The organism is Streptomyces sp. NPDC031418 (assembly GCF_055581605.1).
Genome location: NZ_JBVIJC010000003.1, coordinates 184,850 through 197,361 on the forward strand (window position 1 = coordinate 184,850; position 12,512 = coordinate 197,361).

At 70.3% G+C, this 12,512-nt stretch carries 10 protein-coding genes and 1 pseudogene; 6 read left to right on the forward strand and 5 right to left on the reverse strand.

The window, feature by feature from the left end; translation table 11 throughout:
- Positions 1–15: 15 nt before the first annotated feature.
- The gene (locus ACZ5CZ_RS05000) at positions 16–2,289 is read right to left on the reverse strand and encodes an MMPL family transporter (protein ID WP_468939250.1); all 2,274 of its coding nucleotides are present in this window, start codon (positions 2,287–2,289) and stop codon (positions 16–18) included.
- A 166-nt stretch (positions 2,290–2,455) separates the two neighbouring features.
- On the opposite strand from ACZ5CZ_RS05000, the gene ACZ5CZ_RS05005 reads away from it, so the two are divergent.
- From ACZ5CZ_RS05005 to ACZ5CZ_RS05015, 3 genes are all read left to right on the forward strand, one after another.
- A complete protein-coding gene (locus ACZ5CZ_RS05005) occupies positions 2,456–3,154 on the forward strand; it encodes a TetR/AcrR family transcriptional regulator (RefSeq protein WP_385843831.1) in 699 nt (232 codons plus the stop codon).
- 73 nt (positions 3,155–3,227) lie between these two features.
- Positions 3,228–3,467: a heavy-metal-associated domain-containing protein gene (locus ACZ5CZ_RS05010; RefSeq protein WP_468939253.1), complete on the forward strand. Its 240-nt coding sequence runs from the start codon at positions 3,228–3,230 to the stop codon at positions 3,465–3,467.
- A gap of 97 nt (positions 3,468–3,564) precedes the next feature.
- Positions 3,565–5,826 (forward strand): heavy metal translocating P-type ATPase, encoded by a 2,262-nt coding sequence (locus ACZ5CZ_RS05015; protein ID WP_468939256.1) that lies wholly within the window; start codon positions 3,565–3,567, stop codon positions 5,824–5,826.
- A gap of 673 nt (positions 5,827–6,499) precedes the next feature.
- Here ACZ5CZ_RS05015 and ACZ5CZ_RS05020 read toward each other — a convergent pair.
- Both ACZ5CZ_RS05020 and recD2 read right to left on the reverse strand, forming a co-directional pair.
- On the reverse strand, positions 6,500–7,789 hold the full coding sequence (locus tag ACZ5CZ_RS05020) for a citrate synthase (protein ID WP_385843828.1): 1,290 nt from the start codon (positions 7,787–7,789) through the stop codon (positions 6,500–6,502).
- A 197-nt stretch (positions 7,790–7,986) separates the two neighbouring features.
- Positions 7,987–10,257, reverse strand: coding sequence for an SF1B family DNA helicase RecD2 (gene recD2, locus ACZ5CZ_RS05025; RefSeq protein ID WP_468939260.1), 2,271 nt, complete (start codon positions 10,255–10,257; stop codon positions 7,987–7,989).
- A gap of 53 nt (positions 10,258–10,310) precedes the next feature.
- On the opposite strand from recD2, the gene ACZ5CZ_RS05030 reads away from it, so the two are divergent.
- Positions 10,311–10,805 carry a hypothetical protein gene (locus ACZ5CZ_RS05030; protein ID WP_385843826.1) on the forward strand — a complete coding sequence of 165 codons (495 nt, stop codon included), beginning with the start codon at positions 10,311–10,313 and terminating at the stop codon, positions 10,803–10,805.
- Positions 10,806–10,843: 38 nt separating this feature from the next.
- Here ACZ5CZ_RS05030 and ACZ5CZ_RS05035 read toward each other — a convergent pair whose 3' ends face one another.
- Together ACZ5CZ_RS05035 and ACZ5CZ_RS05040 are read right to left on the reverse strand one after the other, a co-directional pair.
- Complete coding sequence (locus ACZ5CZ_RS05035) at positions 10,844–11,029, reverse strand: DUF397 domain-containing protein (protein ID WP_468939263.1); 186 nt, start codon at positions 11,027–11,029, stop codon at positions 10,844–10,846.
- Between the two features lie 8 nt (positions 11,030–11,037).
- Positions 11,038–11,412 carry a Scr1 family TA system antitoxin-like transcriptional regulator gene (locus ACZ5CZ_RS05040; RefSeq protein WP_468939266.1) on the reverse strand — a complete coding sequence of 125 codons (375 nt, stop codon included), beginning with the start codon at positions 11,410–11,412 and terminating at the stop codon, positions 11,038–11,040.
- A 41-nt stretch (positions 11,413–11,453) separates the two neighbouring features.
- On the opposite strand from ACZ5CZ_RS05040, the pseudogene ACZ5CZ_RS05045 reads away from it, so the two are divergent.
- Together ACZ5CZ_RS05045 and ACZ5CZ_RS05050 are read left to right on the forward strand one after the other, a co-directional pair.
- Positions 11,454–11,549 (forward strand): annotated as a pseudogene (locus ACZ5CZ_RS05045) (ATP-binding protein); the annotation flags it as partial.
- Between the two features lie 33 nt (positions 11,550–11,582).
- The gene (locus ACZ5CZ_RS05050) at positions 11,583–12,455 is read left to right on the forward strand and encodes an RpnC/YadD family protein (protein WP_385843822.1); all 873 of its coding nucleotides are present in this window, start codon (positions 11,583–11,585) and stop codon (positions 12,453–12,455) included.
- The last annotated feature ends 57 nt before the right edge of the window (positions 12,456–12,512 follow it).

Here is a 12,512-nt window from a genome sequence, read left to right on the forward strand (position 1 = left end):
GGCCTGCCGCGAAGGTTAGAGGGTCCGGGGGCCTCCGGCGCGGGGGGTCAGTTCGCGAGCGTCGCGGCTGGTCGTACCGCTCCCCGCGGCCTCTTGGGGTGCCTCGTCCGGCGGCGGCGCGGAGTCACCCTCGCTCACCCCGAAGCGGTCGTGGAGGCGGCGCAGCGCCGGGGGTGCCCACCAGGTGGCGCGGCCGGTGAGGCGCATGACGGCCGGGACCAGGAGGCTGCGGACGACCATGGCGTCCATGAGGACCGCCAGGGCGATGCCGAGGCCGAGCATCTTGGTGTTGGTGACCCGGGAGGTGCCGATGGCCACCATCACCACCGCGAGGATGACCGCCGCCGCGGTGATCAGCCCGCCCGTGCGCCTCAGTCCGTGGCGCACGGCCGACTCGTGGTCGCCCGTGCGGTCGTACTCCTCCTTGATGCGGGAGAGCAGGAAGACGCCGTAGTCCATGGAGAGGCCGAAGGCCACGCAGAACATCAGCACGGGCAGGGTGGTCTCGATGGAGCCGGAGCTGGTGAAGCCGAGCGGGCCGGAGAGATGGCCGTCCTGGAAGACCCAGACCACCGCGCCGAACATGGCCGTCAGGCTGAGCGCGTTGAGCACCACGGCCTGCACGGGTATGAGCACGCTTCCGGTGAGCAGGAAGACCAGCAGCAGGGTGACGACCGCGATGAACACGGCGGCCCAGGGCAGGCGTGCCGCTATCGCGTGCTTGGTGTCGACCAGGACGGCCGCGGTGCCGGTGACGTGGGTGGTGAAGGGGGCGGGCAGCGCACGCACCTCGCCGACCAGGCGCTGGGCCGCGTCGCCCACGGCCTCGCCCTTCGGCTGCACGGTGAAGTAGGCGGAATCGCCCTTGACCAGCGGCCCGTCGACGCGGGTGGCCTCGGGCAGCCGGGCCAGTCGCTCCTGGTAGGCGGCGTACTGGGCGCGGGTGGCGCCGCCCTCGGCGAGGACCTCCAGGCCGCCGCCGGGGCTGCCGGGGAAGCCTTCGCGCAGGTGCTGCTGGACCACATGGGACTCGGCGGTCGACGGCAGCTGGCGGTCGTCGGCGGTGCCGAACCGCACCCCGAGGAAGGGCAGTCCGAGCGTCACCAGCAGCACGGTGGTGCCGAGCGCGAAGAGCGGGGCGCGGCGCATCACGAGGGCCGCCGCGCGGGCCCAGCCGGCGCCCTCGCCGGAACCCGGCTGCCGGTTGCGCTTGAACAATCGGCGCAGGTCGAGCGAGTTGACCCGGTGGCCGAGCAGGACCAGCGCGGCCGGCAGCAGGATCAGGGCGGCGGCCGCGGCGAGCAGCACCACGGCGATGCCGGCGTAGGCGAAGGAGCGCAGGAAGTACTGCGGGAAGACCATCATGGCGGCCAGGGAGACGGCGACCGTGAGGGCGGAGAAGAGCACGGTGCGGCCGGCGGTGCGCAGTGTCGTGCCGACCGCGGTCGTCGGGTCGGCGCCGGTGGAGAGTTCCTCCCGGTAGCGCCGGACGATGAACAGGGCGTAGTCGATGGCGAGGCCGAGCCCGAGGGCCGTGGTGAGGTTGAGCGCGAAGACCGAGACGTCGGTGATGCTGGTCAGGCCGCGCAGCACGGCGTTGGTGCCGAGGATGGCGACGATGCCGATCCCCAGCGGCAGCAGGGCGGCGATGGCGCTGCCGAAGACCATCACGAGCAGGATCAGGGTGATCGGCAGGGCGATCAGCTCGGCGCGGGCGAGGTCCTCCTTGATGACCGTCTGCATCTCGTGCCGTACCGCGACGATGCCGCCGATCCGCACCCGGACCGGGCCGTGGGTGCCGCGGTAGCGGGGTGCGATGCGGTCCAGGGTCCGGGCCATCGCGTTCTCGTCGCCGGTGACGCGGGCGGCGATCAGTGCCTCGTGGCCGTCCTCGGCGCGCAGGGCGGGTGATCCGCTCTGCCAGTAGGAGCCGACGCCGGTCACGCCCCGCTCGGCCGCCAGCCGGCCGGTCAGGGTGCGGGCCTCGGCGGCCACCTTCGGGTCGTCGACCGAGGAGCGGCCCGCGTCGAGCAGGAGCAGCAGGTTGGGCTGGGAGGCGGGGAACTCCCGCTCCAGTGCCTTGGTGGCGTAGGTCGACTCGGCGGCCGGGTCCTCCCAGCCGCCGCTGCCGAGCCGGTCCGCGACCCCGCTGCCGGCCAGCACGGCGAGCACGGTGAGCACCAGGGCGGCCAGCAGGGACAGGCGTGGCCGGGCGGTGACGAACCGGGTGTAGCGGCCGGGTCCGGGTGGCGCCTGGCGGGCGCGCGGTGGCGTGTTGACTTCGGTCATCGTGCGGTGTCCCCTTCACCGTGACCTGCGTGGCCGTGTGCGAGCACGGCAGCATGGATCAGCCGTTGCCATAGACTGGCAAACACGAGAGATCGCTCGCGTTTCTCCAGAATGCGAGTGACCGCTCGCGTTTGTCAATGACCTTCTGGAGAGCTGGGGATCACGCGTGCCCGACACCTCGGTCGACACCCCGGAGAACCCGGACAAGGAGCAGCCGCGCCGCCGCCAGGCCCGGGGCGAGCGCCGTATCGCACAGCTGCTCGAAGCCGCCGCCCGGGTCTTCTGCACCACGGGCTACACCGCCGCCAGCACCAACGCCATCGCCCGCGAGGCCGGCGTCTCGCCGGGCACGCTCTACCAGTTCTTCCCGAACAAGGAAGCGATCGCGGTGGAGCTGGGCAGCCGGCTCATGCACGAGATGCGGGACACCTACGGGGAGGCCCTGGCCCCCGTCGACCCGGCGACCCCGCTGGAGGAGGCCATCGGCTCCGCGGTGGACCGGTTCATCGCCTTCAACACCGAGCACCCGGTGTTCTTCGCGCTGATGCACGGCCCCGACCTGCCCGGCGGGATCACCGAGGCGCACGACCAGCTGCACACCACCCTGATCGGCCGCATCGAGGGCCTGCTCGCCTCCCTCCTGCCCGAGGCGCCCGCGGCCGACGTCACCCGCACGGCGCACGTCTGCCTCGGCGTCTACAAGGCGGGCCTGGAACTCGCCCTGGTCCACGAGGGCGCCGAGCGGGCCGCCTATGTCCAGGAGATCAAGAAGGTGCTGATCCGCTATCTGGAGCCGCTGGTGGGCGACCGGCTCGCGGGTACTCCGGCTGAGCGGCCCGGCGAAGCGTCGAGGAATACCCCCTAGGGGTATACTCTTGGGACGAGGGGGACCTCTCCAGAGGTCCCAGCGGTCCCACACGCCTCGACGAGGAGAACGAATGAGCGCCCAGACCGACACCCCGGGCTCCGTCACCACCGTCTACAAGGTGACCGGCATGAGCTGCGGCCACTGCGAGGGGTCCATCTCCGGGGAGATCTCCCAGATCTCCGGCGTCACCTCGGTGAAGGCCGTCGCGGCGACCGGCGAGGTGACCGTCGTCTCCACCGCCCCGCTGGACGACGCAGCCGTGCGCGCCGCCGTGGACGAGGCCGGCTTCGAGCTGGCCGGCAAGGCCTGAGAACGGCCCGCGAACACCCCTTTCACTCCCCGACCGGGCCGCGCCGACCAGCTCATACTGGATCCGTACGGCCCGGTCCGATGTCTGGAGTCCGGACATGACCAGCACCACCGCGGAAACCGCCGCGCAGACCACCCCCACCTCCGAGGTGGAACTGCTCATCGGCGGCATGACCTGCGCTTCCTGCGCCGCCCGGGTGGAGAAGAAGCTCAACCGGATGGACGGCGTCAGCGCCACCGTCAACTTCGCCACCGAGAAGGCCAAGGTCTCCTACGGCGGTGACGTCCAGGTCGCCGACCTGATCGCCACCGTGGAGAAGACCGGGTACACCGCCGAGCAGCCCCCGCCACCGCGACCCGAACCCGAAGCCGGCACCGAGACCCCGGGCACCTCCGAGGAGGACCCCGAACTCGCCGACGCGCGCCGGCGGCTGCTCGTCTCCGCGCTGCTCGCCGCGCCGGTCGTGCTGCTCGCGATGATCCCCGCGCTCCAGTTCGACAACTGGCAGTGGCTCTCGCTGACGCTCGCCGCGCCGGTCGTCGTCTGGGGCGGCGCCCCCTTCCACCGGGCCGCCTGGACCAACCTGCGGCACGGCGCCGCGACGATGGACACCCTGGTCTCGGTCGGCACGCTGGCCGCGTTCGGCTGGTCGCTGTGGGCGCTGTTCTTCGGTGACGCGGGCATGCCCGGCATGCACGACGAGTTCCGGCTCACCGTCTCGCGCATGGACGGCGCCTCCACGATCTACCTGGAGGTCGCCTCCGGTGTCGTCGCGCTGATCCTGCTCGGCCGCTTTCTGGAGGCCCGCTCCAAGCGGCGCGCCGGAGCCGCCCTGAAGGCCCTGATGGAGCTGGGCGCCAAGGACGTGGCGGTGCTGCGGGACGGGCGCGAGGTCCGGGTGCCGGTGTCCGCGCTGGCCGTGGGCGACCGGTTCGTCGTACGGCCCGGAGAGAAGATCGCCACCGACGGCACCGTGGTCGAGGGCGTCTCCGCGGTGGACGCGTCCATGCTGACCGGCGAGTCGGTGCCGGTGGACGTCGGCCCCGGCGACCGTGTCACCGGCGCCACGGTCAACGCCGGCGGCCGGCTGGTGGTGGAGGCCGCCCGGGTCGGCGCCGACACCCAGCTCGCCCGGATGGCCCGGCTGGTCGAGGACGCGCAGAACGGCAAGGCCGAGGTGCAGCGCCTCGCCGACCGGGTCTCCGCCGTCTTCGTCCCGGTCGTCATCCTCATCGCGGTCGCCACCTTCGGCGGCTGGCTCGGCGTGACCGGGGACGCGGTCGCCGCGTTCACGGCCGCCGTCGCCGTACTGATCATCGCCTGCCCCTGCGCGCTCGGCCTCGCCACGCCGACCGCGCTCATGGTCGGCACCGGCCGCGGCGCCCAGCTGGGGATCCTCATCAAGGGCCCCGAGGTGCTGGAGTCCACGCGCCGCGTCGACACCGTGGTGCTGGACAAGACCGGCACCGTCACCACCGGCCGGATGACCCTCCAGGCGGTGTACGCCGCCGAGGGCGAGGACGAGAAGGAGCTGCTGCGGCTCGCCGGCGCCCTGGAGCACGCCTCCGAGCACCCGGTCGCCCGGGCCGTCGCCGCGGGCGCCGAGGAGCGCACCGGAAGGCTCCCCGAGGCCGAGAACTTCGAGAACGTCCCCGGGCGCGGCGTACGCGGGCGCGTGGAGGGCCGTGAGGTGGCCGTGGGGCGGCTCTACGACGAGGTGCCGGAGGAACTGGCCCGGGCGGCCCGGCAGGCCGAGGAAGAGGGCCGTACGGCGGTCCTGGCCGGCTGGGACGGGCGGGCGCGCGGTGTCCTCGCGGTCGCCGACGCGGTCAAGGAGACCAGCGCCGAGGCGGTGCGCGAGCTGCGCGCGCTGGGGCTCACGCCGGTGCTGCTCACCGGGGACAACCGGACGGTCGCGGAGGCGGTCGCGTCGAGCGTCGGCATCGACGCCGGGAACGTCTTCGCCGAGGTGCTGCCCGAGGACAAGGTGGACGTCGTACGGCGGCTCCAGCGCGAGGGGCGGACCGTGGCCATGGTCGGCGACGGCGTCAACGACGCGGCCGCCCTCGCCACCGCCGATCTGGGTCTCGCCATGGGCACCGGCACGGACGCGGCGATCGAGGCCGGCGACCTGACCCTGGTGCGCGGCGACCTGCGGGTGGCCGCGGACGCCATCCGGCTGTCCCGGCGGACGCTGGCCACCATCAAGGGCAACCTGGTGTGGGCCTTCGGCTACAACGTGGCCGCGCTGCCGCTGGCCGCGGCGGGGCTGCTCAACCCGATGATCGCGGGGGCGGCGATGGCCTTCTCCTCGGTGTTCGTGGTGACGAACAGCCTGCGGCTGCGCCGCTTCCGATGAAGCGGATGTGAGAGTCCCCCTGGAGTCCGCCGCGAGCCTCACATAAGCTCTTCACAAGGCTCGCGCATCATCCTTACGCTGGGGTCCCGATCCGCGTATCGGGGCTCTTGCGTAGCTAAAGGACATATGCAAGAGACGCAGATCACAGTGATGTGAATGTAACCATCGAAGGGGTTCGAAGGTCTAAGTTGGCGATGTCGGATCAGCGTCTTGGGGGGCGCCGACCGGCATCTGGGGATGTCTTGGGGGACTTCTCCAGATAGGGGGTACCTCCCGGCTCGAACGGAGTTGAGAGCTTGGGGGAGCGTTGCCGGGACACGTACATCGGGAAGCTTTGAGCGGCCCTCCCTCGTGCGCTGTCCCGGCAGATCGCAACACCGCATCACTGGAGTGGGACGAGTTCTGCTCGTTCTGCTCAGACAGCGATTTCAGGCGCTGTCCTCTCCGAGCGCCCGGCCGGATCCCGTGGGGGGAATCCGCACCGGGACATGGGAAGGCGCCCTGGACGTCGGCCCGTGGGGGGACCGGCGCCAGGGCGCCTTTCGCTTCGCGGATTCAACCGGGTTGTTCAGGTTGTCTCCCGGCTGACGGCCGGTGGGGGCTGGTCGCGCAGTTCCCCGCGCCCCTTCAGGTCAGCCCCACCACCGGAAGTCAGCCCCACCGCCGGCAGGTGTCAGCGCTCTTCGACCGGCACGAAGTCGCGCTCGACGACGCCCGTGTAGATCTGGCGCGGGCGGCCGATGCGGGAGCCGGGCTCCTTGATCATCTCGGTCCACTGGGCGATCCAGCCCGGCAGCCGGCCGAGGGCGAAGAGGACCGTGAACATCTCGGTCGGGAAGCCCATGGCCCGGTAGATCAGACCGGTGTAGAAGTCCACGTTCGGGTAGAGGCTGCGCGAGACGAAGTAGTCGTCGGAGAGCGCGTGCTCCTCCAGCTTGAGCGCGATGTCCAGCAGCTCGTCGGACTTGCCGAGGGCGGAGAGGACGTCGTGCGCGGCGGCCTTGATGATCTTGGCGCGCGGGTCGAAGTTCTTGTAGACCCGGTGGCCGAAGCCCATCAGGCGGACGCCGTCCTCCTTGTTCTTCACCTTGCGGATGAAGGAGTCGACATCGCCGCCGCTCTCCTGGATGCCCTCCAGCATCTCCAGGACGGACTGGTTGGCGCCGCCGTGCAGGGGGCCCCACAGGGCGGAGATGCCGGCCGAGATCGACGCGAACATGTTCGCCTGCGACGAGCCGACCAGACGGACCGTGGAGGTCGAGCAGTTCTGCTCGTGGTCCGCGTGCAGGATCAGCAGCTTGTCCAGCGCGGAGACGACGACCGGGTCCAGCTCGTACTCGTCGGCCGGGACCGAGAAGGTCATGCGCAGGAAGTTCTCGACGTAGCCGAGGTCGTTGCGCGGGTAGACGAACGGGTGACCGATCGACTTCTTGTACGCGTACGCCGCGATCGTCGGCAGCTTCGCGAGCAGCCGGATCGTGGAGAGGTCGCGCTGCTTCTCGTCGAACGGGTTGTGGCTGTCCTGGTAGAAGGTGGACAGCGCGGAGACGACCGAGGACAGCATGGCCATCGGGTGGGCGTCGCGCGGGAAGCCCTTGTAGAAGTTCTTGACGTCCTCGTGCAGCAGGGTGTGCCGCGTGATGTCGTTCTTGAACGTCGTCAGCTCGTCGACGGTCGGCAGCTCACCGTTGATCAGCAGGTACGCCACCTCGAGGAAGGTGGAGCGCTCGGCCAGCTGCTCGATGGGGTAGCCGCGGTAGCGGAGGATGCCCGCCTCGCCGTCGAGGTAGGTGACAGCGGATTTGTAGGCGGCCGTGTTGCCGTACCCGCTGTCCAGGGTCACCAGACCGGTCTGGGCGCGGAGCTTCCCGATGTCGAAGCCCTTGTCGCCGACGGTGCTGTCGACCACCGGGTAGGTGTACTCGCCGTCGCCGTACCGCAGTACTACAGAGTTGTCGCTCACGTCTTCCCTCACCGACGTAGTGCCTCATCTTCGAGGTGCCCTGACTGTCTCTACCATCCCCCATTTGGCTCAGGAGAGTGCACTCGGGGTCGACCATTGGGCCTATTGGCGGCACTCAGTGCCGCCAACTTGCCCATCCTGCCCCCTCGGAGGGGCATCTGGAAGGGCTCTGTGACCTTCGTGACTCATTTGATCGATCATTTTTCGCGATCGGCCCTTCCGAGCCGGAAATCCAGCGCTGTACAGCGCCGTCCGGCCGACACCGTGCGCACCGCCTGCCCGATCGCCTTGCGTGAACCGACGAGGACGACCAGCCGCTTGGCCCGGGTGACCGCCGTGTAGAGGAGGTTCCGCTGGAGCATCATCCATGCTCCGGTGGTGACGGGAATCACCACCGCGGGATATTCACTCCCCTGCGAGCGGTGAATGGTCACGGCGTACGCATGTGCCAGTTCGTCCAGTTCGTCGAATTCGTACGGAACCTCCTCGTCCTCGTCCGTCAGCACCGTCAGGCGCTGGTCGACCGGGTCGAGCGAGGTGACGACGCCCACGGTGCCGTTGAAGACACCGTTCTTCCCTTTCTCGTAATTGTTGCGAATCTGCGTCACCTTGTCGCCGGTCCGGAAGACCCGGCCGCCGAACCGCTTCTCGGGCAGGTCGGGCCGGCCCGGCGTGATGGCCTGCTGCAACAGTCCGTTGAGCGCGCCCGCCCCGGCCGGCCCCCGGTGCATCGGCGTGAGCACCTGCACGTCCCGGCGCGGATCGAGCCCGAATCTGGCCGGAATCCGCCGCGCGGCCACGTCCACCGCGAGCCGCCCGGCCTCCTCCGTGTCGTCCTCGACGAAGAGGAAGAAGTCCTTCAGGCCGTCGGTGAGCGGATGCTGCCCGGCGTTGATCCGGTGCGCGTTGGTGACGACGCCGGACTGCTGGGCCTGCCGGAACACCCGGGTGAGCCGGACGGCGGGCACCGGACCGCCCTCGGCGAGCAGATCGCGCAGCACCTCGCCGGCCCCCACGCTGGGCAGCTGGTCCACATCGCCGACGAAGAGCAGATGTGCCCCCGGCGGTACGGCCTTGACCAGCTTGTTGGCGAGCAGCAGATCCAGCATGGACGCCTCGTCCACCACCACCAGGTCGGCGTCCAGCGGCCGGTCCCGGTCGTAGGCCGCGTCTCCGCCGGGCTTCAGCTCCAGCAGCCGGTGCACGGTGGACGCCTCGGCCCCGGTCAGCTCGGCGAGCCGCTTGGCGGCCCGGCCGGTCGGCGCGGCCAGCAGCACCTTGGCCCGCTTGGCCCGGGCCAGCTCCACGATCGAGCGCACGGTGAAGGACTTGCCGCAGCCGGGTCCGCCGGTCAGCACGGCCACCTTCTCGGTCAGCGCGAGCTTGACCGCGGCCTCCTGCTCCGGGGCGAGCTCGGCCCCGGTACGGCCCTTCAGCCACCCGAGCGCCTTGTCCCAGTCCACGTCCCTGAACCCCGGCATCCGGTCCTCGCCGGTCCGCAGCAGCCGCAGCAACTGGGCCGAGAGGGAGATCTCGGCGCGGTGGAAGGGGATGAGATAGACGGCCGTGACCGGCTCCCCCGCATCCCCTTCCGGACCGGGGACCTTCTCCCGTACGACCCCCGGCTCGGCCCCTTCCTCCGGGGGCTCGGCCAGCTCGGCGAGACACTCGATGACCAGCCCGGTGTCGACCTGGAGGAGCTTCACCGCGTCGGCGATCAGCCGCTCCTCCGGCAGGAAGCAGTGGCCCTGGTCGGCGGACTGGGACAGCGCGTACTGAAGGCCGGCCTTGACCCGCTCCGGGCTGTCGTGCGGGATGCCGACCGACTGGGCGATCTTGTCGGCGGTCAGGAAGCCGATGCCCCAGACGTCGGCGGCCAGCCGGTACGGGTGCTCCCTGACGACGGAGATCGACGCGTCCCCGTACTTCTTGTAGATCCGTACGGCGATGGAGGTCGACACCTCGACGGTCTGGAGGAAGAGCATCACCTCCTTGATCGCCTTCTGTTCCTCCCAGGCCTCGGCGATCTTCTTCGTCCGCTTCGGGCCGAGCCCCGGGACCTCGATCAGCCGCTTCGGCTCCTCCTCGATGATCCGCAGCGTGTCCAGCCCGAAGTGCTGGGTGATCCGGTCGGCGAAGACCGGCCCGATGCCCTTGACCAGCCCCGACCCGAGATAGCGCCGGATGCCCTGGACGGTCGCGGGCAGCACGGTCGTGTAGTTCTCGACGTGGAACTGTCTGCCGTACTGCGGGTGCGACCCCCAGCGGCCCTCCATCCGCAGCGACTCCCCCACCTGGGCGCCGAGCAGCGCACCGACGACCGTGAGGAGGTCGCCCGCGCCTCTGCCGGTGTCGACCCGGGCGACCGTGTAGCCGTTCTCCTCGTTGGCGTACGTGATCCGCTCCAGCACGCCTTCGAGCACGGCGAGCCGCCGCTCGGCCGTGGGGTTCCCCGCCTGATTGGACATGATCCGACGGTACCGGCGGGGTCTGACAGCGGGCACTGTTACTGTGCGTACTCGTGTACGAACCCAACAGGCGAGACCGGACCGAGGAGTTCCACGCCCGCATCGCGTCGGCCGTGGCAGGCACGCCGTACCGGCTGCACCGGACCGGGACCGGCTTCGAGCTGACGGCGGACGTCCCCGGCCCGGACCGTCAGACCCACACCTACCGCGTGGAACTGCGCCCGCAGGAGCTGGCGTTCACGATGACGGATGTCGTCCGGACCTCCGCGCGCGAGTCGGGGCTGTTCGGCGCGGGCCGGGAGAGGTCCGTGTCCGTCGGCCGCAGCGTGTACATCGCCAAGAGCCGGGCCCTGGACGGCTCCGGCCGCTGGGAGACCTTCCGGTCCGCCGACGGCCACCGGCTGATCCGGGGCGTGGCCGGAGAGCTGGGCTGGCACGAGCAGAGGCCCGCGAGCGCGAAGGCCGCCAAGATCGCCGGCCTCCTCGGCGGCGCCGTCGCCCTGGCCGTCCTGATCGGCCTCGCCGCGGTGTTCCTGGCGCGGGGCTGAGGCGGCACGACGAGGGGCACGGCTCCGGCTCCCTCGGCCTACGGGTGCTTCTTCAGGGCTTCGAGGAAGGCGGTGAAGGCGGGCAGGGGGAAGGTGAGGGTGGCTCGGGCGGGGGCTTTTGAGTCACGGACGGATGTGTGGGTGGGGGTGGTGGCTATTTCGACGCAGTCGTCGCCGTCGCCGCCGGACGAGTAGGACGACTTTCGCCAGTTGTCGGGGGTCATGGGGTACCTCACAGCTCCTTCGCCAGCCTCCGGATGAGATCGCGCGACCGATCCGGCTCAAGTGCCATGTCGCTCACCTTGCGGAAGCGAGCGCGGTAGACAGCCAGTTGATCCTCTGCGTCGACATACTCCGCCCCGGTGGGGACATCACGGATCACCGTGTCCAGCTTCGTCACGCGGCCGCCCAGGTAGGCCATCGTGCTGGCGCCCCACGAGAAGCTCTCCAGGTCGAAGGGGATGACCCGCACGGTGATGTGGTCCATCTCGGACACGTCGAGGATATGAGCGAGCTGGGCGCGTGTTGCGGCCCGGGTGCTGACCATGATGCGCAGCGCCGCCACCGCACGCGAAATCCCCGCTGAACGCACGAGTTGATAACGCATGCGACGGAGCTGGTGTCGAACGCCGTACAGCACACGAAGGCCTGGTGAAGGCGTGCGCCCGGTACTGGGGCTGGCAGCCGACGGCCAGGTTCGGCGACCGGGGGAAGTACGTGTGGTGCGAACTTGCGGCGGCCTAGCTCGTTGATCACGTCGTACAGAGAGGAGAACCTATGGTCGGCCAGTCGCATGAGGCGCTGCACCGGATCTTCCAGAAGGATCCGACCCTGCTGACGAAGGCGTTACAGAAGGTCCTGCACGTGCCCTTCCCCGAACCGAGGGAGATCGCCGCGCTGAACGTGGACCTCACCGAGATCGAACCGGTCGAACGCCGCGTCGACACGCTGCTGCGGGCGGAGACGGACGAAGGCACCTACCTCCTGGTGGTCGAGTCCCAGGGCAAGGTGGACGAGCGCAAGCGCGGCAGCTGGCCGTACTACCTGTCGTACCTGTACGAGAAGTACCGCTGCGAGCCCGTCCTCATCGTCATCACCCAGAGCAGTACGACCGCCAAGTGGGCCTCCCGGCCCATCCGGTTCGGCTTCCGGGACTGGCACTCGCTGACGGTACGACCCCTCGTGCTCGGCCCGGACAACGTCCCCGTCATCGCGGACGAGCGGGAGGCCGAACGCGACGTCCCCCTAGCGGTGCTCTCGGCGATGACACACGGGCGTGGCGCGCAGGCCCCGGCCATACTGGAAGCCCTGGCATCCGCCCTGCGGACCATCGACCCCGACAGTGCCGCAGTCTTCGTGCAGTTCGTGGACTCATGCCTGGCCGACCCCCAGGCGAAGCAGATGTGGAGGGACCTGATGACGGCGATCCAGTACTTCTGGCGACACCCGCTCGCGGAACAGGTGCGGGAAGAAGGGCGCGTCCAGGACCGTCAGGAGATGACGCTCCGCATCCTGGAATGGCGCGGCATCCCCGTCCCCGACGCCGTCCGCGACCGGGTCACCGCCTGCACCGACCTCGACCAGCTCGAACTCTGGGCCCAGCGCGCCGTCCAGGCCACGGACGCCGCACAGCTCTTCGCCGACCAGTAGACCGCGCCACAGCCGGAGGCCGGGCCACTCATCTGACCGGCCTCCCGGCCTACCCCG